Genomic DNA, 24,373 nt, shown 5'->3' with positions numbered 1-24,373 from the left:
ATGCTGCGCGCCATGTCCGAGTCCCCCGCCCGCGTGCTCGTCGTCGAAGACGAAGCCGCCATTGCCGATACCGTGCTGTACGCGCTGCGCAGCGAAGGCTATGCGCCCGAACATTGCCTGCTGGGCCGTGACGCATTGGCGCGGCTGCGTGCCGACCCGGCCGATGTGGTGGTGCTGGACGTGGGCCTGCCGGATATCAACGGCTTCGAGGTGTGCCGCACGCTGCGCGGGTTCAGCGACGTGCCGGTGATCTTCCTGACCGCGCGCAACGACGAGATCGACCGTGTGCTCGGCTTCGAACTGGGCGCCGACGACTATATGGCCAAGCCGTTCTCCCCGCGCGAGCTGGTGGCGCGGGTGCGCGCGCGGCTGCGTCGTCGCAATGTGGCCGCCGTGGCGGAGCCGGGCTGGCAGCCGCATGGCGCGTTTGCGATCGATCGCGAGGGCAGCCGCATCCGCTACGGCGATGCGCTGCTGCCGCTGACCCGCTACGAGTACGCGCTGCTGTCGGCGCTGTTGCAGCGCCCCGGCGCGATCCTGAGCCGCGCGCAGCTGATGGACCGCGGCTGGGACGCCACTGCCGACAGTGCCGACCGCACCGTGGACACCCATATCAAGACGCTGCGCGGCAAGCTGCGCCAGGCCGGCGTGCCTGCCGACCCGATCCGCACCCACCGTGGCCTCGGCTACGCGCTGGAGCTATAGCCATGGCCGCGCGCAGGCATCGCGTTGTTGTCGGGACCAGGGCCTGAGATGCGGCTCGGTCTCAAGCTGTTCCTGGGCTTCTTCCTGATCGTCGGGCTGGCCGCGTTCTTCGTGATGCGGGTGTTCGTCAACGAGGTCAAGCCGGGCGTGCGCCAGGCGATGGAATCCACGCTGGTGGACGCGGCCAATGTGCTGGCGGAAATGGCCAGCGGCGAGCTGGCTGCCGGCACCATCGCCAGCGGCAGCTTTGCGCGCAACGTGGCGCAGGCGCAGCGGCGCGACCCCAAGGCCTGGGTGTGGCGGTTCCGCAAGAACAACGTGGCCTACCGCGTCACCGTGACCGACGCGCGCGGCGTGGTGGTGTTCGACTCGCTGGGCCGCGATGTGGGCCGTGACAACTCGCGCTGGAACGATGTCTATCGCACCTTGCGCGGCGAATACGGCGCGCGTTCCAGCCCCGAGGTCGATGGCGACCCGACCGCCACGGTGATGCATGTGGCCGCACCGATCTACGCGCCGAATGACCCGGCAAAGTTGATCGGCGTGCTGACGCTGGCGCAGCCCAATCGCAGCATCGACCCGTTCATCGAGGCCAGCCAGCGCAACATCCTGCAGCGCGGTGCCTGGCTGATCGGCATTTCCGCGCTGATCGGCATCTGGATGACCTGGTGGCTGATGCGCGGCATCGGCCGGCTCAATCGCTACGCGCAGGCGGTAAGCGCCGGCGTGCCGGTGCCGCCGCCGGAACCGCGCGGCGATGAAATCGGCGACCTGGGCCAGGCGCTGGAAAGCATGCGGCGCAAGCTGGAAGGCAAGGCGTACGTGGAGCAGTACGTGCAGTCGCTGACGCACGAGATGAAGAGCCCGCTGGCGGCAATCCGGGGTGCGTCCGAACTGTTGAGCGAGCCACTACCGGAAGCCGATCGCCAGCACTTTGTCGCCAGCATCCGCGCGCAGGAGTTGCGCCTGACCGAAACCATCGACAAGCTGCTGGCGCTGGCCGAGGTGGAACAGCACGGCTGGCTGCAGACGCGCGAGCGTATCGCGGTGGCTGGCCTGCTGCAGGCGGCCGTGGATGCCGTGCTGCCGCGCGCGGCAGCGGCCGGCGTGCTGCTGGAACGCGATGCCGCCTCCGACACGGCGCGCGGGCAGTACGTGCTGGGCGATGAATTCCTGCTGCGCCAGGCGCTGATCAACCTGCTGGAAAATGCCATCGCGTTTTCACCGCAGGGCAGCACCATCCAGCTGCGTGCACAGGTGCTGAAGGAACAGGTGCAGCTGGTGGTAGAAGACCGCGGCAGCGGTGTGCCGGACTACGCACTGGAACGGGTGTTCGAACGCTTCTATTCGCTGGCCCGCCCGCAGACCGGGCAACGCAGCTCCGGCCTCGGCCTGCCGTTCGTACGCGAAGTCGCGCGCCTGCATGGTGGCGAGGCCACGCTGGACAACCGCGAGGGTGGCGGCGCAATCGCGACCCTGCGCCTGCCCATCGGCTAAGCGCGGCTAACAAACCGTAGTGCGCAGCCGTCAGGTAGGTGAGGACGGCAAGGAGCAACCGGAGTGGACGAGTGGTACGCGCCGATTCCGCGCATCGGCCGCGCCCACCCGGCGGCTACGCAGCAGGTTTGTCGGCGGCTCTGAACCGCATTGCATGCCGTCCGTGCACAGGCTGGCGGCCAACGGCGGCGGCATCGCGGTGGCACGCAAGCGGCATGCGCCAGGCACACGCCGCATCCGTGTCAGCCACGCATCACCGTGCGCAGCCGCTGTGTGTTAGTGCACCACGTCGGCCCCGATGACGTCCTTGGCGACCACTGACCAGGACAGCTTGCCAAAGCCCTTGTTGCCCCACTCGGTGCCCCAGCTGTTTTCGACGAGCAGCCCTTCACTGTCGTAGCCCAGCGCGATCACCGCGTGCCCGCCCAGGATCGGCGTCTTGGTGTCGTAGTCGACCTGGTTTTTCGGTGTGAGGTCTTCGAACCCCTGGCGGACATAGAGGCCGATCGCCACCGGCGTGGACGAAGCCAGCGCGAGTTTGATCTGTTCGATCAGGGCCCGCCCGCCATTGCCGTCGCCCGAATACAGCACGGTGTACTTGCGGTATGGCGTGGGGTTCCTGGCGGCGTTGGCGCGGTCGGCTGCGGTGGGTGGGTTCTTCCAGTTGTAGTTGCCCCACGCGTAATGCTGCTCGGTGTCGATGCCTTGGGCCAGCGCGACGTCCAGCGGCGCTTCCAGCGTGGAGCCCTCATCGACGCCACCTGACCTGGCTGTAGAGATACATCGGGGCGAAGCGAGTTTGCGCCTGCTTGTTGGCGTTGGCATACCAACCGGTCAGGGTGTGGGCGGTTGCCCATGACGCACATGACCCCACCTGGCCCTGGTCGCCCGGGGTGATTGCCCAGGCAGTCAGGTCGACCGTGGCGGGCAGGGGTTTGTCGGCGCTGGCAATGCCGAACAACGGAGTGACCGGCTGCATCAATGACGAGGGTTTCAGGCCCATCCCGTGCGTTGCCGCCTGTGCGGCGGCGGAGGACAGGCTCAGGGCAGCGAGCAGGCAGAGCGTGAGCGAACGTTGCTTGGTCATGAAGGCAAACTCCAGGCGAGAGAGAGGCAGTCGTGCGCGTTTCTGGAACCATGGCCGGCAGGCGGGCATGCGTGTGCGACACCGCCGCTGCGGCGCGTAACGTTGAATGCGGATGCCGCGGAACCACGGAACTGCAACGCCGTGATCAACGCAGACTCGAGAAAAGCAATGGCCCCGTGATGCGCAACTGCACTCGCATCGTTGCGCCTGGCGGCGAAGCGCGCGGCGGTGATGCGAAACCTTGGCGATGCAACGGAAGCATGTCCTGGGCCTCTGTTGCATTTTGATGGGCAAAACCTGCATTTCCTAACGGGATCACAGTGCCGGTCGCCGAGCCTGCCGATCGCCCACTTCACATTCGCTTCAAATTCGCCTCAAACCTGCGACACCGGCGCATCGCACCCTGGCGACCTCCCAGACTGAGGAAGGTCGATGAAATCCCTGAAACTGTTGTTGCGCTTCGCCACCATTGGCGGATTGATCCTGTTGCTGCTGATTCCATTGCTGTTGATCCGCGGCACGGTGCAGGACCGTGCGCGTTACCGCGACGAGGCGGTGGAGCGGGTGGCGCAGAGCAAGGCCGGCGAGCAGCAGTTCATCGCGCCGGTGCGGGTGCTGCCGTTTACCGAGGACGTGCAGGTCACCGAGCCGGACGAGCAGGGCAACCCGCGCAAGGTCTGGCGCAAGCGCGACGGCCAGTTGCTGCAGACCCCGCGCACGCTCGCCCTGAGCGGCGAGCTGACCCCGTCCGAGCGCAAGATCGGCCTGTTCCGCGTGCAGGTGTATTCGTGGAAGGCCAGGCTCAAGGCCGAGTTCGACCCGTTCGAGTATCCGGCCGTGGCTGGTCGCAGCTATGGCCGGCCGCATCTGGCGGTGGGCATTTCCGATGTGCGCGGCCTGGTCGGCACGCCGAGCCTGCGGGTGGACGGCCGCAGCTTGCCGCTGGAGAGCGGGGCCGGCGGCCTGGTGGGGCGCTCGGCCGGTATCCATGCCGATCTACAGCCGCTGGGCGATGCGCTGGCCGGCACGCTGGGCGATGGCAACCTGGTGGAGATGTCGTTCGTGCTGGATGGCACCCGCAGCCTGGCGATCGCACCGATTGCCGACAACAACGACATCGCCTTGCGCTCGGCCTGGCCGCATCCGCTGTTCGGCGGGCGCTTCCTGCCGAATGCGCCGACGATCGGCGCGCGCGGTTTCGATGCGAGCTGGTCGTTGTCGTCGCTGGCCACCGGTGCACAGAGCCAGCTGCAGTCCAGCCAGTCGTCGCTGGATACGCTGGAGGTGCGGCTGGTCGATCCGGTGGACGTGTATACCCAGGCCGACCGCGCCAGCAAGTACGGCATCCTGTTCGTGGTGCTGACCTTTGTGGCGTTCGTGTTGTTCGAGTTGATCAAGCGTCTGCCGATCCATCCGCTGCAATACCTGCTGGTGGGTCTGGCGCTGGCGATCTTCTTCCTGCTGCTGCTGAGCCTTTCCGAGCACATCGCGTTCTGGCAGGCGTATCTGGTCTCTGCCGCGGCGTGTATCGGCCTGCAGTTCTTCTATCTGTCCGGAGTGTTGCGCAGCTGGGCGCGCGCAGCCGGGTTCTCGGCGATGCTCACGGCGTTGTACGGGGTGCTCTACAGCCTGTTGATCTCCGAAGACAACTCGCTGCTGATGGGATCGTTGCTGCTGTTCGGCATCCTGGCCAGCATCATGTGGGTGACCCGCAAGCTCGACTGGTACGAGCTTGGCAACAGCCTGCGCTGAGGCCGACATGCGCGCTCACGCACAGTTGCACCGGCGGGCGCAGCGTTTGCTGCCCGCCGGGATCGACACGGTGGCGCTGCTTCCCGCAGCGCTGCCGCAGTATTGGGAAGCTTCGCCGTTGTCGGCCTTGCCCTTGCGCCGCGACGGACGCCGCGGCGTGATCGGCCTGCGCCTGCATGCAGGCACCGCGCAGGCATTGCGCCTGGGCGGCAGCAGGTTCCTGCAGGCGGCGCAGCGGCAGGACGCGGCGGCAGACAACGCGCGTCCGCGCCGCTACGGGCCGTGGCAGCGGTTGAGCAACGGCAGCTACTGGGCACGCAGCACCGATGCACTGCTCGGTGTGCTGCTGGCCAGCGAGGAGGTGGCGGTGTGGTTGCTGTGGCAGCAGCCGGCTGCGGCGGCTCCGAGCAATGGCGGCTGGCTGCGCTGACGTACGGCGGCGCAGCTGCGCCGGGCTGGCTTACCATGGCCGGCATGAGCGGCTCCTCCCTGATCGTTGAAACGGTGCGCGGCACGCAGGTGCTGCCGCATCTGGCTGCGGTGGCGCAACTGCGCATCGCGGTGTTCCGTGCCTGGCCATACCTGTACGACGGCGACGCCGATTACGAGCGCGGCTATCTGGCCGCCTACGCGGCCTCGCCGGACAGCGTGTTCGTGCTGGCACGCGATGGCGATGCGGTGATCGGCGCCTCCACCGGGCTGCCGCTGCTCGACGACAGCGAAGCCTTTCATACGCCGTTCCGTGCAGCCGGCATTGACCCGGTCAGCGTGTTCTATTTCGGCGAATCGGTGCTGCTACCGGACTATCGCGGGCAGGGAATCGGCCACGCATTTTTCGACCGGCGCGAGGCGCATGCGCGTGCACTGGGCCGCTTCGCGCTCACTGCGTTCTGCTCGGTAGAACGCGCAGAAAACGATCCGCGCAAGCCGGCCGACTATCGACCCAACGACGTGTTCTGGCGCAAACGTGGCTATGCACCGCAAGCAGACATGCGCGTGCAATTGGCGTGGGCGGAGTTGCAACACGGCGAGATCGACCACAGTCTGCGGGTATGGACGCGGCCACTGCCGCCGTGACCGAGTCACTTCTTACGCCATCGATCACTCGCAACCAGGCCAGTAGATGAAAATTGCCGTCGCCAAATATCCGATCGGCAAACCTGCCGACTTTGCCGCGTTCGCCGCACGCCAGTCGGCGCTGGTGGGCGAGGCTGCCGCCGCCGGCGCACGCCTGCTGGTGCTGCCGGAGTATCTGTCGCTGGAGCTGGGCGCGACCTTCGGTACGCAGATTTCTGCCGGCTTGCCGGAGTCGCTGGCGGCGATCCAGGCGCTGCGTGCGCCGTGGCTGGAGCTGTTTGCCGGCCTGGCGCGCCAGCATCAGCTGCATCTGGTGGCCGGCAGCTTTCTGCTGGACCTGGGCCAGGGCCGTTACCGTAATCGCAGCGACTGGTTCACGCCCGACGGCCGGCATGGCTGGCAGGACAAGCTGCAGCTGACCGGCTTCGAAAAGGCCACCGGGCTGATCGAGCCGGGCGATGCGCTGAAGGTGTTCGACCTGGATGGCGTGCGTGCGGCGATCGCGATCTGCTACGACAGCGAGTTCCCGCTGCCGGTGCGCGCGCAGTACGAGGCCGGCGCGCGGCTGCTGATCGTGCCCAGTTGCACCGACACCGCCGCCGGGGCGATGCGGGTACGGGTCGGCTGCCTGGCGCGCGCGCTGGAAAACCGCGTGTTCGTCGCGCAATCGGTCACGGCCGGGCAGGCGCCGTGGAGCCCGGCGCTGGACGTCAATACCGGCGAAGCGGCGGTGTTCGCGCCGATGGATGTCGGCTTCCCGGCAGATGGCGTGCTGGCGCAGACCCAGGGCACTACCGTGTGGGCGTATGCGGAGCTGGATTTTGCCGCCTTCGAGGCCAGCCGCGCGCAGGCCCAGGTCGCCAACGATCGCGATTGGGTCGGTCAATTGGGCGCTCACGTTGCACGTGCCAGGCTGGCCACGTTCGACTGATAGAGCGCGGCCAGCCACTGCGCGCAGCATCAGGCGAGCGCAGTCGGTGTCTGCGACCAATCGCGCCGCGCGTACGCCGACCCTTCCGCGCCGGCCATCACTCTCATTCCTAGCACCATCCAGCAGGTTCCCATGGCCAAGAAAACCCTGATTCCGCACAGCGTCCGTCTCGAGTTCGCGCCTGGCGCGCTGGTGCACAGCAATCTGTCCGGTGCGGCCTTCACCGACGACTGGCTGTGGGTGGCCGGTGACGAGGCCTGCGCGGTGGATCGCCTGCGCAGGCTCGACCCCGTGCAGCGCGAGACGCTGCGCTTCGGCCAGGGGCAGAGCTTTGCGCTGGCCGAGTTGCTGGACCTGCCCGGCGAGGCGGCCGAGGAGGCGGATCTTGAAGGCATGGCGCTGTCGGAGGGATTTCTTTGGGTGATCGGCTCGCATGGGCTCAAGCGCAAGAACGCCAAGCGCAGTCGCGACGATGCCGAAAACGCCAAACGCCTGACCAAACTCAAGCTCGATGCCAACCGCCGCCTGCTGGCCTGCCTGCCGATCGAGCGCGATACCGACGGCACCCCGCGCCTGGTGCGCGAAGCCGCCGACGGCCGTCGTGCGCTAAGGCTCAAGGGTGACGCGAAGCACAACCAGCTCACCGAGCTGCTGGCCGATGACCCGCACTTCGGCCCGTTCCTGAAGATCCCGGGCAAGGACAACGGCTTCGATATCGAGGGCATCGTGGTGGACGGCGAGCGCCTGCTGCTGGGGCTGCGCGGGCCGGTGCTGCGCGGCTGGTCGGCGCTGCTGGAGATCCGGGTGCAGGCGCATGGCGACCACCTGCGCCTGGCGCCGCTGTACGAGGACGGCACGCTGCTGCGCAAGCACTTCCTGCAATTGGGCGGGCTGGGCATCCGCGACCTGCATTATTCCGGGGACGACCTGTACCTGCTGGCCGGCCCGACCATGGTGCTGAACGGCGAAATCCGCCTGTTCAAATGGCCGGGCGCGCGTGCGGTGCTGGCCGCCAACCAGGCGCCGGTGCGCTTTCAGCACGCGCTGCTGGAATCGGCGGTGTTGCCGCACGGCACCGACAGCGACCGCGCCGAGGCGATCTGCAATCTTCCCAGTCACCTGGCCGGCGGCACGCCCAGCTGGCTGGTGCTGTACGACGCGCCCGGCCCGGCGCGCAGCGGCGGCGATGACGTGGTCTACGGCGACCTGTTGCGCAACCGCTGAGCCGCGCGCGGGCAGGTCTGCGCTGGTCAAGGTAAAATCGGCCGACTCCCGTTTTGCCGAGCGCTCCATGACCTGCCGCACCCGTTTTGCCCCCAGCCCCACCGGTTACCTGCACATCGGCGGCGCCCGCACCGCCCTGTATTGCTGGCTGGAGGCGCGCCGCCGCGGCGGGCAGTTCGTGCTGCGCATCGAAGACACCGACCGTGAGCGCAGCACCCAGGCCGCGATCGACGCCATCCTGGAGGCGATGGAATGGCTGGGCCTGGGCTATGACGAAGGCCCGATCTACCAGACCCAGCGCGTCGCCCGCTACCAGGAGGTCGCCGAGCAGCTGCTGGCCCAGGGCAACGCCTATTACGCCTACGAAACCCGCGAGGAGCTCGACGCCATGCGCGAGGCCGCGATGGCCAGGCAGGAAAAGCCGCGCTACAACGGCGCCGCCCGCGAGCAGAACCTGCCGTACCGCGACGACCCCAACCGGGTCATCCGCTTCAAGAATCCGGTCGGCGGCACGGTGGTGTTCGACGACCTGATCAAGGGCGTCATCGAGATCGCCAACAGCGAGCTCGACGACATGGTGATCTTCCGCCCGGACGGCTTCCCCACCTACAACTTCGCGGTGGTGGTGGACGACTGGGACATGGGCATCACCGAGGTAATCCGCGGCGACGACCACATCAACAACACGCCGCGCCAGATCAATATCTATGAGGCGCTGGGCGCCCCGGTGCCCAAGTTCGCGCACATGCCGATGATCCTGGACGAGCAGGGCGCCAAGCTGTCCAAGCGCACTGGCGCGGCCGACGTGATGCAGTACAAGGACGCCGGCTATCTGCCGCATGCGCTGATCAACTACCTGGCCCGTCTGGGCTGGTCGCACGGCGACCAGGAGTTGTTCAGTCGGCAGGAACTGCTCGACCTGTTCGACGTGAAGAACGTCAATTCCAAGGCCGCGCGGCTGGACATGGCCAAGCTGGGCTGGGTCAACCAGCACTACCTCAAGACCGACGACCCGGCCAGCATCGCCCCGCAGCTGGAATACCAGCTCGCCAGGCTGGGCATTGATGTCGCCGCCGGCCCGGCCGCCGCCGATGTGGTGGTGGCGCTGCGCGAACGCGTGCAGACCTTGAAGGAAATGGCCGAAAAAGCCGTGGTCTGGTACCAGCCGCTGGAAACCTACGACGAGGCGGCGGTGATGAAGCACCTCAAGCTGGGCGCAGAAGTGCCGCTGGGCAAGGCGCGCGAACTGCTGGCGGCACAGAGCGAATGGAGCGTGGAGACCGTCTCGGCCGCGTTGCACGACGCGGCCGCCGCGCTGGAGCTGGGCATGGGCAAGGTGGCCCAGCCGCTGCGCGTGGCCATTACCGGCACCCAGGTCAGCCCGGACATTTCGCAGACGGTGTACCTGGCCGGACGCGAGGGCGCCTTGAAACGCATCGATGCGGCACTCATCAAGATAGGGGCGGGCTGACCGCCGGAGCCTGTGATGAAAACCAACGAACACGCCTGCACTGCACCGCATCACCATGTCGACGACGCCAACGGCTTCGTGCGCGCGGTGGAGCGCGCCTGCAGCGAGCGCGGCCTGCGGCTGACGCCGATCCGCGCCAACGTGCTGCGGCTGATCGCCGACGCCGGCAAGCCGGTCAAGGCCTACGAACTGCTGGACTGGGTGCGCGAAGGCAAGGGCGTTGGCGCCGACGCCCCGCCCACGGTGTACCGCGCGCTGGATTTCCTGATGGCCAATGGCTTCGTGCACAAGCTCGAGTCGGTCAACGCCTTCGTCGCCTGCCACCACCCCAACAGCGCCCAGCACTCGGTGCCGTTCTTGATCTGCGATCGCTGCCACAGCGCGGTGGAACTGGAAGACCGCGAGGTGGTGGCGCAACTGGAAGCGCGCGCCAAGGCGCTGGGCTTCCAGCCGCAGGCGCAGACGCTGGAAGTGCACGGCCTGTGCGCCAAGTGCGCGGTGGCCGAGTAAGCATCGCCAGGCAAACCCAGGGCGGTTCACTTGGAGCGGCTAACAAACCGTCGCGGCACCTACGCGGCATGGATGCCGCGCAAGCGCTTGCAGGGACGTACTTGCAGCGTGTGCCGCGACTTTAGGCGGGCAAGGGCCCTGCAGCCAGGCAGCAGATCAGCTGGCGTGACGTAGTTTGGTTAGCCGCTCTATAAGTTGCCGGCAGTGCGCAGACCCAGCCATCTGCTGCAGACAAATGCGCTGTTGTTGTCACACCAACCAAGCTTCGAGCAGTACGCGCTTGCACGAGTGCCATGCACGCGCATCAGCGGGGTCGCCAGCGACTCATCGCTTATCCAAGCTATCAGACACCACCGCACATCACGCCGCGGCGTCGGTCTTGCATCCATAGCCCGCCAGAAACAGGGCGACTGCGCGCTGCGTCGCTTCGCGCAGATACTCGGGCGAGGGGTTCTTCAGCGCGCCGAACAGGCAGGGCATCAGGGTTTCCGCCTCCAGCAGCCCGCCGAACTGCCTCGACGCGATCAGGACGTCGGCGCAGCGGATCACGCCGCGATCCATCTGCGTCTGCAGGTAATCGGCCATGCGTTGCATGCCTTCTTCGGGGCCTGCATTGAAGAACAGCGCGCCCACGTCCGACCGCCCCGACACGCCGATGATGGTCTGCCAGATGGTGATCGAGCTGGGCTGGCACAGGAAGCCGAGGATGTCCTCGCCGAAGCGCTGCAGCGTCTCGGCGACCGGGCCGCTGCTTTGCGAAAGCGCGTCCAGCAGCGGGTCGATGTAGCGGTCGGACATGTCCTTGGCAAACGCCACGAACAACTCCTCCTTAGACGGGAAATAGCCGTAAAGCGTGCGCTTTGAGCCGCCGACGCGGGCGGCGATCTGCGACATCGAGGCGCCTTCGAAGCCCAGTTCGAGAAACACCTCGCTGGCCGCCTGCACGATGGCGTCGCGTTTTTCTTCGGTTCTGACCCGCATCCACTGACTCCCTTGGGCACTTAAGTATACCGACTGGGCAGGAATGCTTGACGGCCGCGGATGCTCTTATTAGGATACCGAACCGTACCGTTTAGATTTAACCATCCTGCGTCCCGTCGGAGACCTCCTCGTGCGTCCTCATGCTTCGTTTCGCCTGCCCCTGCTCGCTGCTGCCGTTGCTGCCACCGTCCTGCTCAGTGCCTGCGGCAGCCCGCCGGGCGGCCCGCCGCCGGAGGAGGGCATGCCCGAGATGGGTGTACTGACCGTCAAGCCGCAGCCGGTGACCCTGACCAACGAGCTGCCCGGGCGCACGGTTCCCTACCTGATCGCCGAAGTTCGCCCGCAGGTGGGCGGCATCGTGCAGTCGCGCCAGTTCACCGAGGGCGGCGACGTCAAGGCCGGGCAGACGCTGTACCAGATCGATCCGGCGACCTACCGCGCCAGCTATGCCAGCGCCCAGGCCACCCTGGCCAAGGCGCAGGCCAACCTGCGCACCGCCAGGCTCAAGGCCGAGCGCTACACCGAACTGGTGCAAATCAAGGCCATCAGCCAGCAGGACGGCGACGACACCGCCGCCGCGCTGGGCCAGGCCGAGGCCGATGTGGCCGCCGGCAAGGCCAGCGTGGAAACCGCGCGCATCAACCTGGCCTTCGCGCGCCTGGACGCGCCGATCTCCGGCCGCATTGGCCGCTCCAGCGTCACCCCGGGCGCTTTGGTGACCGCCAACCAGGCCACCGCACTGACCACCATCCAGCAACTGGATCCGATCTACATCGACGTCACCCAGCCCAGCGCGGCCTTGCTCCGCCTGAAGCAGGCGATGGCGCGCGGCGAGCTGGAGAAGGCCGGCGGCGACGCGGCCAAGGTGTCGCTGCTGCTGGAAGACGGCAGCACCTATCCGCTGCAGGGCCACCTGGCGTTCTCCGATGTCACCGTCGACCAGAACACCGGCTCGATCACCTTGCGCGCGGTGTTCCCGAACCCGAATGCGGAGTTGTTGCCGGGCATGTATGTGCGCGCGGTGCTGCAGGAGGGCATCAAGGAGCAGGGCGTGCTGGTGCCGCAGCAGGCGGTCTCGCGCAATGGCGCCGGCAAGCCCACCGCCTTCGTTGTCGGCGCCGATCACAAGCTGCACCTGCGCGTGCTGGAAACCGACCGCGAAGTCGGCGACCAGTGGCTGGTGCGCAGCGGCCTGAAGGCCGGCGAGCAGTTGGTGGTCGAAGGCGTCTCGCGCGCCCGCGACGGCATCGAGGTCAAGACCGTGCCGTGGCAGCCCAAGCGCAGGCCGGCTGCCGGTGCCGGCAATGCAGCCGCCGGCGCTCCTTCCGCCCCGACCGCACCGCGTGCGGCCAACTGAGGCGGGATCACACGTCATGGCACGCTTCTTTATCGATCGTCCGATCTTCGCCTGGGTGTTGGCCATCATCGTGATGCTGGCCGGCATCCTGTCCATCGCCACCTTGCCGATTGCGCAATACCCCAGCATCGCGCCGCCGGCCGTCGCCATCACCGCCAACTATCCGGGCGCCTCGGCGCAGACCCTGGAAGACACCGTCACCCAGGTCATCGAGCAGAAGATGAAGGGGCTGGACCACCTCAGCTACATGGCCTCCACCAGCGAATCCAGCGGTGCGGTGACCATCACGCTGACCTTCGACAACGGCACCGACCCGGACACCGCGCAGGTGCAGGTGCAGAACAAGTTGTCGCTGGCCACGCCGTTGTTGCCGCAGGAAGTGCAGCAGCAGGGCGTGACGGTGACCAAGTCGGCCACCAACTTCCTCAACGTGCTGGCCTTCACTTCCGAGGACGGCAGCATGAGCGATTCGGACCTGTCCGATTACGTGGCTGCCAACGTGCAGGAAACCATCAGTCGCGTCGAAGGCGTGGGCGACACCACCTTGTTCGGCTCGCAGTACGCGATGCGGGTATGGATGGACCCGAACAAGTTGAACAACTTCAGCCTGACCCCGGTGGATGTGCGCACCGCGATCCAGGCGCAGAACGCGCAGGTTTCCGCCGGCCAGCTCGGCGCGTTGCCGGCGGTGCCCAACCAGCAACTCAATGCCACCATCACCGCGCAGACCCGGCTGAAGACCGCCGAGGAGTTCGAGAATATTTTGCTGCGCACGCAGTCCGATGGCTCGCAGGTGCGCCTGCGCGATGTGGCACGCATCGAACTGGGCAGCGAGAGCTACAACACGGTGGGCCGCTATAACGGCAAGCCGGCCGCCGGTCTGGCGATCAAGCTGGCCACCGGCGCCAATGCGCTGGATACGGTGCGCGCGATCGACAAGAGCCTGGAGGAGCAGGAGAAATTCTTCCCGCCCGGCATGAAGGTGCAAAAGCCGTACGACACCACGCCGTTCGTGCGCATCTCCATCGAGCAGGTGGTGCATACGCTGATCGAAGCGGTGGTGCTGGTGTTTCTGGTGATGTACCTGTTCCTGCAGAATTTCCGCGCGACCTTGATCCCGACCATCGCGGTGCCGGTGGTGTTGCTGGGCACCTTCGGCGTGCTGGCGGCGTTCGGTTTCACCATCAACACGCTGACCATGTTCGCGATGGTGCTGGCGATCGGCCTTCTGGTGGACGATGCCATCGTGGTGGTGGAAAACGTCGAACGCGTGATGGGCGAGGAGCAGTTGTCGCCCAAGGACGCCACGCGCAAGTCGATGGACCAGATCTCCGGCGCGCTGGTCGGCGTGGCCCTGGTGCTGGCCGCGGTGTTCGTGCCGATGGCGTTCTTCGGCGGTTCCACCGGCGTGATCTACCGGCAGTTCTCGATCACGATCGTCTCGGCCATGACCTTGTCGGTGCTGGTGGCGATGATCCTGACCCCGGCCCTGTGCGCCACCTTGCTCAAGCCGGTGGAGAAGGGCCATGGTCTGGCGACCACAGGGTTTTTCGGCTGGTTCAACCGCGTGTTCGATCGCGGCAACAACGGCTATCAGGGCGTGGTGCGGCACATGCTGGGCAAGGGCTGGCGCTACATGCTGGCCTACGCGGTGTTGCTGGCGTTGGTGGTGTTCGGCTTCATGAAGTTGCCGGTGGGCTTCCTGCCGGACGAGGACCAGGGCACGCTGTTCGTGCTGGTGCAGTTGCCGCCCGGTGCCACCGATGCGCGCACCGGCGAGGTGCTCAAGCAGGTGGAGCATCACTTCCTGGTCGATCAGAAGGACTCGGTTGCCGGCATCTTTGCGGTCTCCGGTTTCAGCTTTGCCGGTACCGGCCAGAACGTGGGCTTTGCCTTCGTCAAGTTGCGGCCGTGGGACGAGCGCACCGGCAAGGGCCAGAGCGTCACCGACGTGGCGGGCAAGGCCGGTGCGTTCTTCAGCACCATCCGCGATGCCAAGGTGTTTGCATTCGCACCGCCGGCGGTGTCGGAGCTGGGCAATGCGACCGGCTTCGACCTGATGCTGCAGGACCGCGCCAACCTCGGCCACGAGGCCTTGATGCAGGCGCGTAACCAGCTGCTGGCCGAACTGTCGCAGGACAAGCGGCTGGTGGCGGTGCGCCCGAACGGGCAGGAAGACACGCCCGAGTTCAAGCTGGAAATCGATTCGCACAAGGCGCAGGCCATGGGCGTGTCGATCGCCGATATCAACAACACCTTCTCCAGCGCCTGGGGCAGTACCTACGTCAACGACTTCATCGACAAGGGCCGCGTCAAGAAGGTGATGCTGCAGGCCGATGCGGTGTACCGCATGAATCCGCAGGACATCGACCGCTGGTTCGTGCGCAACAGCGCCGGCACGATGGTGCCGTTCAACGCCTTCGCCACTGCCAGCTGGAGTTCCGGCTCGCCGCGTCTGGAGCGCTACAACAGCGTGCCGTCGGTGGAGATCCTGGGCATGGCGATGCCGGGTGCTGCGTCCAGTGGCGAGGCGATGCAGATCGTCGAAGCGGCGGCGGCCAAGTTGCCGCCGGGCATCGGCTACGAGTGGACCGGGTTGTCGCGGCAGGAGAAATCCTCGACCGGCCAGACCGGCCTGTTGTACGGGTTGTCGATCCTGATCGTGTTCCTATGTCTGGCCGCGTTGTACGAAAGCTGGGCGATTCCGTTCTCGGTGATCCTGGTGGTGCCGCTGGGCGTGTTCGGCACGCTGCTGGGCGCAATGCTGACATGGAAAATGAACGATGTGTATTTCCAGGTGGGCCTGCTCACCACGATTGGTCTTGCATCGAAAAACGCGATCCTGATCGTGGAATTTGCCAAGGAACTGCATGAAAGCGGCAAGAGCCTGATCGAGTCCGCATTGGAAGCGGCGCGCATGCGCTTGCGGCCGATCCTGATGACATCGCTGGCCTTCATCCTGGGCGTGGTGCCGCTGGTGCTCGGCAGTGGTGCCGGTGCAGGCGCGCAGCATGCGTTGGGTACTGCGGTGATCGGCGGCATGTTGTCCGGCACGATCCTGGCGATCTTCTTCGTGCCGTTGTTCTTCGTGCTGATCAGCGGCTTGTTCAAGCGCCGCGCACAGCCCACTTCGCCCGCACCGCAACCGGCAGGACACTGAGATGACACCGATCCGCATGACATTGACCGCGATCGCGGTGGCGAGCGTGCTGTCCGGATGCACGCTGATGCCGCGCTATGCACGGCCCGACGCACCGGTGCCCGAACGCTTTGCCGGCACCGAGCTCTCGACGGCATCCACTACCGCCGATGCGGCCAGCCCCGAGCAGGCGATCGATATCGCCAACATCGGCTGGCGGCAGGTGTTCACCGACCCGGCGCTACAGCAGGTGATCGCGCTGGCATTGGAGAACAATCGCGACCTGCGCGTGGCCGCGCTCAACATCGAGGTGGCACGTGCGCAGTACCGGGTGGAGCGCGCTGCGCTGCTGCCTGCCGTGCAGGGCACCGGCACCGCCAACAACGCGCGTACGCCGTCGGAGCTGGCCATTCCAGGCCAGCCGCAGGTGTTCCGGACCTACAGCGCCAATATCGGCATCAGTGCGTACGAGCTGGATCTGTTCGGGCGTGTGCGCAGCCTCAAGGAACAGGCGCTGCAGCAGTTCCTGTCCACCGCCGAGGCACGCCGCAGCACCCATATCAGCCTGGTGGCCGAAGTGGCCACCGCCTATCTGACGCTGGCGGCCGATCAGCAGTTGCTGCAGCTGGCGCAGTCCACCTTGAGCAGCCAGGGCGACAGTTATCGCCTGCAGCAACGCAGCTTCGAGCTGGGTGTGGCCTCGCAGCTCAGCTTGCGCCAGGCGCAGACCACGGTGGAATCCGCGCGCGTGGATGTGGAGCGCTATACCGCGCAGGTGGCGCAGGACCGCAATGCATTGGTGCTGCTGGTCGGCACGCAGGTGCCGGCGGAGCTGTTGCCGCAGGCCTTGCCCGACGGCGCCAGCGTGGACGGCAACGTGCTGGCCAGCGTGCCGGCCGGGTTGCCGTCGCAGTTGCTGCAGCGTCGCCCGGACATCCTGGAGGCCGAGCGCAACCTGCGTGCGGCCAATGCCAACATCGGTGCGGCGCGCGCGGCGTTCTTCCCGAGCATCAGCCTGACCGCATCGACCGGCTCGTCCAGCAGCAGCCTGTCCCACCTGTTCGATTCCGGCACCCGCGCCTGGAGCTTCGTGCCCACGCTGACGCTGCCGATCTTCAACGCCGGGCGTAACCGCGCCAACCTGGACATGGCCAAGGCCAACCGCGATATCGAGGTGGCGCAGTACGAAAAGGCGATCCAGAGCGCGTTCCGCGAGGTCTCCGATGCGCTCGCGCAACGCGAGACCCTAGGCCGGCAGTTGCAGGCGCAACAGGCCCTGGTCGATGCCACCGCCGACAGCTACCGGCTCTCGCAGGCGCGCTTCGAACGTGGCGTGGACAGCTACCTGCAGGCGCTGGATGCGCAGCGCGCGCTGTACAGCGCGCAGCAGAACTTGATCACCACGCAGCTGTCACGCTTCACCAATCTGGCGACGTTCTACAAGGCGATGGGCGGCGGTTGGCTGCAATCGGCCGACCCGGCGGTGGCCACGACGGCGACGGGGCAGCCACATGGATGACGCCGCTGCCGAGGCCCCGGCGCCCAGGCGCGCACCGCACGACAAGCGTGGCGCGATCCTGCGCGCGGCAGCCGAGCTGTTTCCACGCCAGGGCTTCGACAAGACCAGCATGGACAGCATCGCCGAGCGCGCAGTGGTGTCCAAGGCCACGGTGTATGCGCACTTCGCGTCCAAGGAGGTGCTGTTCCGCACCACCCTGGAGGCGCTGGCGCACCAGTCGCCCAATCCCTGGGAAGCGTTGTTGAACATGCGCGGGCCGTTGCCCGTGCGCCTGCTCGCCATCGCCGACGCGGTCGTACGCATGGCGGCCAGCAGTGCACTGGGCGATGCCGCCTATGGCCTGGTGCGGCCGCCGGCACTGCCCAGCCAGATACGCGAGGAGATGTGGACGCTGGGCTTCGAACGCTACGACACCACGATGCGTGCGGTGTTGGCGCGCGAAGTGGAGCAGGGCAGCCTGGTCATCGACAATCTGCCGGATGCCTCGGTGCATTTCTTCGGATTGATGACCGGGATGCCGGCCAATGCAGCGCTGCGTGGCGACACGTGGCAGGCACCGGCCGCCACGCAGCACACGTATGTCGCCAGTGCGGTGGCGCTGTTCCTGCGCGCGTATCGGCCGCAACCGCCGGTGGTGACAGCGGGAGGCAAGCGCGAGGTGCCGAGCGGGTTCTAGCGGCGGCAGCAGGGCAGCGCGATGGGCATTACCGACAAGCCTGGTCGCGCGCAGGCACGCTCCTACACGGGCGTGTCAGCGCGCCGGAGCGTGCCGCAACGCATCGATCACCCCTTCAAACCCGACGCAAAACGAGGTCGTTGTAGGAGCGTGCCCGCGCGCGATGGGGCGTTATCGAGAAGGCCTCGTCGCGCGCAGGCACGCTCCTACACAAGCGTGTCAGCGCGCCGGATCGTGTCGCAATGCGTCGATCACCCCTTCCAACCGGCCGCAAGCCGACGCTGTTGTAGGAGCGCGCTCGCGCGCGATGGGCGTTATCGATAACGCCTGGTCGCGCGCAGGCACGCTCCTACACGGGTGTGTCAGCGCACCAGGTCGTGCCGCAACGCGTCGATCACTACCTTGAGTGCGCGCGAGGATTGGCGGCGGCTGGGGTAGTAGGCGTAATAGCCGTCGAACGGCTCGCACCAGTCCTCCAGCACGCGGCGTAGCCGGCCGGCGGCGATGTGCTCCAGCACCATGGTTTCCGGCAAGAACGCGAGTCCGCCGCCGGCCAACGCGGCACGCAGGATGGCGCTGCTGCCGTTGAAGGTCCATTGCCCGTCCACGCGCACCTTGACCTCGCGGCCATCCTTTTCGAAATCCCAGGGCAGCAGGCCGCCATGGGTGGGCAGGCGCAAGCCGATGCAGTTGTGCCGGGCCAGCTCGGCCGGTACGGCGGGGATGGTGTGGTGCACGAAGTAGCCCGGCACCGCCACCACCGCCATGCGCTGCATCGGACTGATCGGCACCGCGATCATGTCCTTGGCGACCTGGTCGCCCAGCCGGATGCCGATGTCATAGCGCTCGGCAACAATGTCGGCCAGCCCGTAATCGACGGTCACCTCGATCTTGAGGTCGGGATAGTTGGGCAGCACGTTCGACAACGTCGGCCAGATGTAGGCATCGGCGGCGTGGCCGGCGGTGGTGATACGGATGGTGCCGGCCGGCTTGTCGCGGAAGTCGGTGAGCGCGGACAGCTCGTCGTCGATCTCTTCCAGGCGCGGTGCCACGGTGTCGAACAGGCGTGCGCCGGCTTCGGTCATCGACACGCTGCGCGTGGTGCGGGTCAACAGACGGATGCCCAGGCGTGTTTCCAGTGCGCGCACGGTGTGGCTCAGCGCCGATTGCGAGACGCCCAGCTGCGCGGCGGCACGGGTGAAGCTGCCCTCGCGCGCCACGGTGACGAAGACCTGCAGATCGTTGAGATTTTCCCGCGCCATTGCTTGCGACGGCCGACTCCAGCGCATGCCATTCATGCCGCTGCATCATGCGCGATGCTGCGTGATGGCTTCAAATCCGAGGTGTCACTGCCGCATTGATGCGCTGTGTTTCTAGGTGCATGCGCTGCTGCCCGGGTAGTGCCAGCGCGCATGCGCGCTACAGTGCAGGCACTTGGATCGAGGAGCACTGCCATGAATCTGTTCGCAACCGCGATGTCGCTGTCGATGATGGCCGCCGTCACGCCCGGTGGTGAAGAGCAACAGGCGATCAGGGTGAGCAAGGCCGGTGGCGCCGCATCTGCAGCCGGCCCGGCCGACTATTTCACCGGCAAGGTGCGCATCGATGCGCCCTTCCAGGCCGATGCGCCGGCGCGGGTGGGCGGCGCCACGGTGACCTTCGAGCCGGGCGCACGCACCGCCTGGCACACCCACCCGTTGGGGCAGACGCTGATCGTCACCGCCGGTGCCGGGCGCGTGCAGGAATGGGGCAAGCCGGCGCAGCAGATCCGTCCGGGCGACATCGTGTGGATTCCGCCGGGCGTCAAGCACTGGCACGGCGCCAACGCCACGGTGGCGATGTCGCATATCGCCATCGCCGAAGCGCAGGACGGCTCGCCGGTGACCTGGCTGGAGCAGGTCAGCGAGGCGCAGTACGCGGACGAGTGACACGGCGCTCAACGATGACGTGGTGCGGTCTGCCGCCTCATCGTTTGTGATGCATGTCGTTCAGTGCGAGTGCGCGTGACTGCACTCCACTGCGTAACAGCGCACGAATTGGCTTATGCCGCTTGTGTCGCAGCCTGTGCCCCGGCACGCAGCCGTTGGGCGTCACGTGCGGGCGGCGCGCCGAGAATGCGTGCGTAGTCACGACTGAATTGCGAGGCGCTCTCGTAGCCGACGCGGAAGCCGGCATCGGCAGCATTCAGCGCTTCGGCCAGCATCAGCCGGCGCGCTTCGTGCACGCGCAGATGCGAGCGATATTCCAGCGGCGTCATCGAGGTGACCGCCTTGAAATGCGCATGAAAGGTGGAGCGGCTCATTGCCGACAGATCGGCAATCTGCTCGATGCTAAAGCGCTGTGCGTAATGCTCGCGCAGCCAGACAATGGCTTTGGAAATCTGGTTGAGCCGACTGTCGGCGATGGCCATCTGGCGCACCACCGCATTGGCCGGATCGGCCATCAGGCGATAAAGCACTTCGCGCAGGATCAGCGGCGCCAGTGCGGCGATCTCCTGCGGTTGATCGAGCAGACGCGCCAGCCGCACTGCAGCGTCCTGCAATGGCGGCATGCTGTGGTTGAGCAACAAGCCGGCCTGCGCCGCATCGCGTTGCGGCTCCACCAGCTCCGGGTGGCTGACGGCCAGATCGCTCAGCACCGCGGTGTCCAGATCCAGGCAGAAACACAGATACGGTTGCGCGGCGCTTGCCTCGATCACCGAACCGACGATCGGCAGATCCACCGAGGCCACCAGATACATCTGCGGGTGATAGAGATACGCCGCCGCGCCCAGCATCGCCTGCTTGCGGCCTTGCGCCACCAGGCACAGCATCGGCGTATAGACCGTGGGCACCGACACGGTGGGCGAGGCGCTGCGCATGATCTGCAACCCGGCAATCCGGGTGGTGTGCATGCCGTCGCCAGGAGCGTGGCGCAGCAGGATCTCGATCATCTCGGTCAAGGCGGACATGCAGGACTCGGCAATGGCACCAGGCGGCGTGGCCGCGATGCCGTCGATCCTACAAGACCCACTGTCATGGAGCCGGCATGCCTGTAGCAGAAGCGGGCAAGGGTAGCGCCGATTGGCGCCGGCACAGACGGTCATGCCCACGCGCCCGGTGCCTCAAAACGGCAGGCCAGCCACGATCTGGCGCTCACATACGCGCCGTATCATGGGTGTCTGTTTCCGTGACCGCCCAGTCCCATGCCCGCAAAACGTTCGACCATCGCCGCACCGGCAAGCCCGGCCGACTGGAAGGCGCTCGAGGCCGCCGCTACGGCCGAACTTGCGCGCCGCACGGCGCAAGCGCATCAGCAGATCCTGGGATTGTTGAACACGCATGGGCATCTGCTCAGCGAAGCGCAGCGGCGTGGATTGCACCGGCGCTTGCTGCGTGCGGGGCGCTAAAAGAGGGCGCTAGGGCGCCAGCGACATCCTTGACGCTAGAGCGACGGTGTCAACGTGCCGGCCGCACGCGCTTTATTGATTGGTGAGTCGAGTGTGCGGTGCCCTCACCACTTGCGGGACACGCCGTGAATCCGTCCGTGGAGGCTCCTTGGCGGCATCCATGCCGTCACGGGTCCCGCAAGCGGCGAGGACACCGCACCAGAAAGGTGGTCGGCGCTCGCATAAGAGCTGCTTGTCGCGCGATGTGCATTGGTCGTTGATTGTTGGGCCGCGCAGGTACATCGCTATCCAAATGCACATGACGCACTGCTTTTGCCCATGCGCACCGACCATCCGACTGGTTGTCGCTGGAGATGCATCAGGCATTGAGCTGGCGCATCGGCATCAAACAACGCGCAGCAGGCAATGTTCGTAATTGTGCACACCGACCATCCCGACAGGTCCTTGCCCGCTCACCGTCGCGGGACCTTACGCGGCTTGGATGCCGCGTAAGAGCCTACACGGACGTACTTGCGGCGTGTCCTGCGATGGTGGGCGGGCAAGGGCCCTGCAGCCAAGCGGCAGATCGCCTGCTTTACAGCCGATCTGTCCGCAAAGGCGTAGATCGCCCGCTCTGCCTTGCGGCATGTGCTGCGATGGTGGGCGTGCAAGGGCCCTGCAGCAAACTCGCAGATCGCCGCCACCAGTGATCCAACAGCGCGACTCGACCGAATCCAGCCACTAACCAACCAAGATGTTGATTAGCAGCCACGCATCGATCCACGTCCAGCAAGGACCGGCAAACGCAAGCAACGTGCTCGCGTTCAACCGCCAAGCTCCCACGGCGGCACTTCGCCCAGGCGTTCCTGCAGAAAATCCACGAATGCACGCACACGTGGTGGCTGCAGCTGGCGCGCCGGCATCACCGCGTTGATCTGCGAGGTTGGCGGCGGGTAATCGGCGAGTACCTCGACCAACCGGCCGTTGCGCAGTTCTTCTGCGATATGCCAGTACGAATGCAGCGCAATGCCTTGGCCGGCGACGGCCGCATCGCGGATCAACTCACCGAAATTGCTTTCGAAGCGGCTCTGCATGCGCACGCGTACCAGGCCGCCCTCCGGCGTTTGCAACTGCCAGACATCCTGGCGGCCGTCGCGGCCCATCAGCAGTACGCCGGCATGCCCGGCCAGGTCGTCCGGCGTGCGCGGGGTGCCATGGCGCTGCAGGTAATCGGGCGAGGCGGCGAGGGTGCGGCGGTTGTCGGCGATGCGCCGCGCCACCAGCCCGGAGTCGTCCAGCGGGCCGATGCGGATCGCCAGATCGAAGCCTTGCTTGACCAGGTCCACCAGGTCGTCGCTCAGGTGTGCACTGATGTGCACGCGCGGATGACGGGCCTGGAATTCCGGGAGCAGCGGCGAGACGTACTGCCGCCCGAACGAGGCCGACATGGTCATGCGCAGGATGCCGCCGACCGCGTGTGCGCTCTCGCGCAGATCGTCGGCCAGCGCGTCCAGATCCTGCACCAGCACGCGGCCGCGCTCGGCCAGGCGCTGGCCTTCGGGAGTCGGGTGCAGCCGGCGCGTGGTCCGGTGCAACAGACGCACGCCCAGGTCGCGCTCCAGCCGCTTCAGGCGCTGGCTGGCGACCGCTACCGACAGGTCCAGGCTGCGCGCACCGGCGGTGATCGAGCTGGAGTCGAGCACGCGCAGGAACAGCGCGATATCGCCGAGGCGGTCCATGCGATTCTCAATGATTGCTTGATAGTGAATCAGGATAGCAGGGGTTTTTGCTTAGGACGCCGGAGCGCAGGCTGTGGGTTGTCTTCCCTGGTCCATGCCCATGTCCGCTTCCGCGCGTTCTTCCCGTTTTCCGCCAGCGCTGCTGGCGCTGACCATCGGTGCCTTCGGCATCGGCACCACCGAGTTCGTGATCATGGGCCTGCTCCAGCAGGTGGCCACCGACCTGGGCGTGTCGCTCAGCGCTGCCGGCCTGCTGATCAGCGGCTATGCGCTGGGCGTGTTCGTCGGGGCGCCGGTGCTGACCTTGGCGAGTGCGCGGCTGCCGCGCAAGGCGGTGCTGGTCGGCTTGATGGCGATCTTCACCCTGGGCAACGTGGCCTGCGCGCTGGCGCCGGATTACACCAGTCTGATGGTTGCGCGTGTGCTGACCTCGCTGGCGCACGGCACCTTCTTCGGCGTGGGCGCGGTGGTGGCCACCTCGCTGGTCCCGGCCGAGCGCCGTGCGTCGGCGATCTCGCTGATGTTTGCCGGGCTGACAGTGGCCACCCTGCTGGGCGTGCCGGCCGGCGCCTGGCTGGGTCTGCAGCTGGGCTGGCGGGCGACGTTCTGGGCGGTTGCGGTCGTCGGCGTGCTGGCCACGGCCGCGGTGGCGCTGTGGGTGCCGGCGAACGCAGGCGCAGCCGCGCCGGTGTCGTGGCGCCAGGAAGTGGCGGTGCTGGGGCGCGGGCAGGTGCTGCTGGCCCTGGCGATCACGGTGGTGGGCTATGCCGGCGTGTTCGCGGTGTTCACCTATATCCAGCCGTTGCTGGTGGACGTGAGCGGTTTTGCGCAGACGGCGGTGTCGCCGGTGTTGCTGGTCTTCGGCGTCGGCATGATCGTGGGCAATCTGCTGGGCGGGCGTCTGGCCGACCGGCGTCCCACCACTGCGTTGCTGGGCAGCCTGGCGGCATTGGTGGTGGTGCTCGCCGCGATGGGCCTGGTCCTGCACAACAAAACCGCGATGGTGGTGTTCGTCGGGTTGCTGGGCGTGGCCGCCTTCGCGACCGTGGCGCCGCTGCAATTGCGCGTGCTCGAGCATGCACGCGGTGCCGGCCAGAACCTGGCTTCCAGTCTCAATATCGCCGCGTTCAATCTGGGCAATGCGCTGGGCGCCTGGCTGGGCGGCGTGGTGATCGCCACCCATGCCGGCCTGGTCGCCACCCCGTGGGTCGCCGCGCTGTTGAGCGCGCTCGGCCTGGGCATCGCGTTGTGGAGCGTGCAACTGCAACGCCGGCGTGCCGCCGCGCCGGGCGTGTGTGCGCAGGCGGGTTGATTCGTTTTTTAGGCACGAGCGCAGTGACC

The 24,373-nt window shown here is 66.8% G+C and carries 20 protein-coding genes, 1 other RNA gene and 1 pseudogene; 16 read left to right on the top strand and 6 right to left on the bottom strand.

Annotation, left to right across the window (positions count from 1 at the left end; translation table 11 throughout):
• Entirely contained in the window at positions 1-705 is a 705-nt protein-coding gene (creB, locus tag ABQY74_RS13660) for a two-component system response regulator CreB (protein ID WP_349791856.1), read from the top strand.
• A gap of 48 nt (positions 706-753) precedes the next feature.
• Positions 754-2,202, top strand: coding sequence for a two-component system sensor histidine kinase CreC (gene creC / locus ABQY74_RS13655; RefSeq protein WP_349791854.1), 1,449 nt, complete (start codon positions 754-756; stop codon positions 2,200-2,202).
• Positions 2,203-2,206: 4 nt separating this feature from the next.
• Here creC and ABQY74_RS13650 read toward each other — a convergent pair.
• Positions 2,207-2,282, bottom strand: a non-coding RNA gene (locus ABQY74_RS13650) — sX9 sRNA.
• Positions 2,283-2,478: 196 nt separating this feature from the next.
• Positions 2,479-3,289, bottom strand: a pseudogene (locus tag ABQY74_RS13645) (C1 family peptidase).
• 432 nt (positions 3,290-3,721) lie between these two features.
• Between ABQY74_RS13645 and creD the strand changes: the two are divergent.
• The 7 genes from creD (at position 3,722) to ABQY74_RS13610 (ending at position 10,254) form a co-directional block, all read left to right on the top strand.
• Positions 3,722-5,041, top strand: coding sequence for a cell envelope integrity protein CreD (creD, locus tag ABQY74_RS13640; protein ID WP_349791852.1), 1,320 nt, complete (start codon positions 3,722-3,724; stop codon positions 5,039-5,041).
• Between the two features lie 7 nt (positions 5,042-5,048).
• A complete protein-coding gene (locus ABQY74_RS13635; RefSeq protein ID WP_349791851.1) occupies positions 5,049-5,471 on the top strand; it encodes a hypothetical protein in 423 nt (140 codons plus the stop codon).
• On the top strand, positions 5,468-6,118 hold the full coding sequence (locus ABQY74_RS13630; RefSeq protein WP_349792259.1) for a GNAT family N-acetyltransferase: 651 nt from the start codon (positions 5,468-5,470) through the stop codon (positions 6,116-6,118). Before ABQY74_RS13635 ends, ABQY74_RS13630 begins: the two co-directional genes overlap by 4 nt.
• A gap of 46 nt (positions 6,119-6,164) precedes the next feature.
• The gene (locus ABQY74_RS13625) at positions 6,165-7,049 is read left to right on the top strand and encodes a carbon-nitrogen hydrolase family protein (protein WP_104553982.1); all 885 of its coding nucleotides are present in this window, start codon (positions 6,165-6,167) and stop codon (positions 7,047-7,049) included.
• 132 nt (positions 7,050-7,181) lie between these two features.
• Positions 7,182-8,273, top strand: coding sequence for a DUF3616 domain-containing protein (locus ABQY74_RS13620; RefSeq protein ID WP_104553983.1), 1,092 nt, complete (start codon positions 7,182-7,184; stop codon positions 8,271-8,273).
• A 67-nt stretch (positions 8,274-8,340) separates the two neighbouring features.
• Positions 8,341-9,744: a glutamate--tRNA ligase gene (gene gltX / locus ABQY74_RS13615; RefSeq protein ID WP_349791848.1), complete on the top strand. Its 1,404-nt coding sequence runs from the start codon at positions 8,341-8,343 to the stop codon at positions 9,742-9,744.
• A 15-nt stretch (positions 9,745-9,759) separates the two neighbouring features.
• Positions 9,760-10,254: a transcriptional repressor gene (locus tag ABQY74_RS13610; protein ID WP_024939899.1), complete on the top strand. Its 495-nt coding sequence runs from the start codon at positions 9,760-9,762 to the stop codon at positions 10,252-10,254.
• A 360-nt stretch (positions 10,255-10,614) separates the two neighbouring features.
• Here ABQY74_RS13610 and ABQY74_RS13605 read toward each other — a convergent pair whose 3' ends face one another.
• Complete coding sequence (locus ABQY74_RS13605) at positions 10,615-11,235, bottom strand: TetR/AcrR family transcriptional regulator (protein ID WP_104553984.1); 621 nt, start codon at positions 11,233-11,235, stop codon at positions 10,615-10,617.
• A gap of 130 nt (positions 11,236-11,365) precedes the next feature.
• Here ABQY74_RS13605 and ABQY74_RS13600 point away from each other — a divergent pair, with 130 nt between their 5' ends.
• From ABQY74_RS13600 to ABQY74_RS13585, 4 genes are read left to right on the top strand one after another with little or no spacing between them, the layout of a single operon-like run.
• Positions 11,366-12,592 carry an efflux RND transporter periplasmic adaptor subunit gene (locus ABQY74_RS13600; protein ID WP_104553985.1) on the top strand — a complete coding sequence of 409 codons (1,227 nt, stop codon included), beginning with the start codon at positions 11,366-11,368 and terminating at the stop codon, positions 12,590-12,592.
• A gap of 16 nt (positions 12,593-12,608) precedes the next feature.
• Positions 12,609-15,752 (top strand): efflux RND transporter permease subunit, encoded by a 3,144-nt coding sequence (locus tag ABQY74_RS13595; RefSeq protein ID WP_104553986.1) that lies wholly within the window; start codon positions 12,609-12,611, stop codon positions 15,750-15,752.
• A 1-nt stretch (position 15,753) separates the two neighbouring features.
• Complete coding sequence (locus ABQY74_RS13590; RefSeq protein WP_349791845.1) at positions 15,754-17,250, top strand: efflux transporter outer membrane subunit; 1,497 nt, start codon at positions 15,754-15,756, stop codon at positions 17,248-17,250.
• Positions 17,243-17,926 (top strand): TetR/AcrR family transcriptional regulator, encoded by a 684-nt coding sequence (locus ABQY74_RS13585; protein WP_349791843.1) that lies wholly within the window; start codon positions 17,243-17,245, stop codon positions 17,924-17,926. The genes ABQY74_RS13590 and ABQY74_RS13585 overlap by 8 nt, the downstream gene beginning before the upstream one ends.
• A 362-nt stretch (positions 17,927-18,288) precedes the next feature.
• Here ABQY74_RS13585 and ABQY74_RS13580 read toward each other — a convergent pair whose 3' ends face one another.
• A complete protein-coding gene (locus tag ABQY74_RS13580) occupies positions 18,289-19,188 on the bottom strand; it encodes a LysR family transcriptional regulator (protein WP_349791841.1) in 900 nt (299 codons plus the stop codon).
• 192 nt (positions 19,189-19,380) lie between these two features.
• Here ABQY74_RS13580 and ABQY74_RS13575 point away from each other — a divergent pair, with 192 nt between their 5' ends.
• Positions 19,381-19,854, top strand: a complete 474-nt coding sequence (locus tag ABQY74_RS13575; protein ID WP_349791839.1) for a cupin domain-containing protein — start codon at positions 19,381-19,383, stop codon at positions 19,852-19,854.
• 113 nt (positions 19,855-19,967) lie between these two features.
• Here ABQY74_RS13575 and ABQY74_RS13570 read toward each other — a convergent pair whose 3' ends face one another.
• Positions 19,968-20,876: an AraC family transcriptional regulator gene (locus ABQY74_RS13570; RefSeq protein WP_126967339.1), complete on the bottom strand. Its 909-nt coding sequence runs from the start codon at positions 20,874-20,876 to the stop codon at positions 19,968-19,970.
• Between the two features lie 234 nt (positions 20,877-21,110).
• Between ABQY74_RS13570 and ABQY74_RS13565 the strand changes: the two genes are divergently transcribed.
• A complete protein-coding gene (locus ABQY74_RS13565; protein WP_039522385.1) occupies positions 21,111-21,314 on the top strand; it encodes a hypothetical protein in 204 nt (67 codons plus the stop codon).
• 803 nt (positions 21,315-22,117) lie between these two features.
• Here the strand turns inward: ABQY74_RS13565 and ABQY74_RS13560 are convergent.
• On the bottom strand, positions 22,118-23,032 hold the full coding sequence (locus ABQY74_RS13560; RefSeq protein WP_349791836.1) for a LysR family transcriptional regulator: 915 nt from the start codon (positions 23,030-23,032) through the stop codon (positions 22,118-22,120).
• Positions 23,033-23,132: 100 nt separating this feature from the next.
• On the opposite strand from ABQY74_RS13560, the gene ABQY74_RS13555 reads away from it, so the two are divergent.
• A complete protein-coding gene (locus ABQY74_RS13555; protein WP_211914070.1) occupies positions 23,133-24,344 on the top strand; it encodes an MFS transporter in 1,212 nt (403 codons plus the stop codon).
• Positions 24,345-24,373 lie beyond the last annotated feature (29 nt).

The sequence above is a fragment of the Xanthomonas sp. WHRI 7064 genome (assembly GCF_040202355.2).
Classification (GTDB): domain Bacteria; phylum Pseudomonadota; class Gammaproteobacteria; order Xanthomonadales; family Xanthomonadaceae; genus Xanthomonas; species Xanthomonas arboricola.
Note: the sequence above shows the minus strand (reverse complement) of the source record. Positions and strands in the feature narration are given on the sequence as shown.

Excerpts from the sequence above, each read along its gene's own strand:
- ABQY74_RS13620 (WP_104553983.1), top strand. The coding sequence starts at position 7,182 with ATGGCCAAGAAAACCCTGATTCCGCACAGCGTCCGTCTCGAGTTCGCG.
- ABQY74_RS13625 (WP_104553982.1), top strand. The coding sequence starts at position 6,165 with ATGAAAATTGCCGTCGCCAAATATCCGATCGGCAAACCTGCCGACTTT.
- ABQY74_RS13570 (WP_126967339.1), bottom strand. The coding sequence starts at position 20,876 with ATGTCCGCCTTGACCGAGATGATCGAGATCCTGCTGCGCCACGCTCCT.
- creB (WP_349791856.1), top strand. The coding sequence starts at position 1 with ATGCTGCGCGCCATGTCCGAGTCCCCCGCCCGCGTGCTCGTCGTCGAA.
- ABQY74_RS13560 (WP_349791836.1), bottom strand. The coding sequence starts at position 23,032 with ATGGACCGCCTCGGCGATATCGCGCTGTTCCTGCGCGTGCTCGACTCC.
- ABQY74_RS13555 (WP_211914070.1), top strand. The coding sequence starts at position 23,133 with ATGTCCGCTTCCGCGCGTTCTTCCCGTTTTCCGCCAGCGCTGCTGGCG.
- creC (WP_349791854.1), top strand. The coding sequence starts at position 754 with ATGCGGCTCGGTCTCAAGCTGTTCCTGGGCTTCTTCCTGATCGTCGGG.
- ABQY74_RS13595 (WP_104553986.1), top strand. The coding sequence starts at position 12,609 with ATGGCACGCTTCTTTATCGATCGTCCGATCTTCGCCTGGGTGTTGGCC.
- ABQY74_RS13635 (WP_349791851.1), top strand. The coding sequence starts at position 5,049 with ATGCGCGCTCACGCACAGTTGCACCGGCGGGCGCAGCGTTTGCTGCCC.
- ABQY74_RS13585 (WP_349791843.1), top strand. The coding sequence starts at position 17,243 with ATGGATGACGCCGCTGCCGAGGCCCCGGCGCCCAGGCGCGCACCGCAC.
- ABQY74_RS13565 (WP_039522385.1), top strand. The coding sequence starts at position 21,111 with ATGCCCGCAAAACGTTCGACCATCGCCGCACCGGCAAGCCCGGCCGAC.
- ABQY74_RS13575 (WP_349791839.1), top strand. The coding sequence starts at position 19,381 with ATGAATCTGTTCGCAACCGCGATGTCGCTGTCGATGATGGCCGCCGTC.
- gltX (WP_349791848.1), top strand. The coding sequence starts at position 8,341 with ATGACCTGCCGCACCCGTTTTGCCCCCAGCCCCACCGGTTACCTGCAC.
- ABQY74_RS13605 (WP_104553984.1), bottom strand. The coding sequence starts at position 11,235 with ATGCGGGTCAGAACCGAAGAAAAACGCGACGCCATCGTGCAGGCGGCC.
- ABQY74_RS13590 (WP_349791845.1), top strand. The coding sequence starts at position 15,754 with ATGACACCGATCCGCATGACATTGACCGCGATCGCGGTGGCGAGCGTG.
- creD (WP_349791852.1), top strand. The coding sequence starts at position 3,722 with ATGAAATCCCTGAAACTGTTGTTGCGCTTCGCCACCATTGGCGGATTG.
- ABQY74_RS13580 (WP_349791841.1), bottom strand. The coding sequence starts at position 19,188 with ATGGCGCGGGAAAATCTCAACGATCTGCAGGTCTTCGTCACCGTGGCG.
- ABQY74_RS13610 (WP_024939899.1), top strand. The coding sequence starts at position 9,760 with ATGAAAACCAACGAACACGCCTGCACTGCACCGCATCACCATGTCGAC.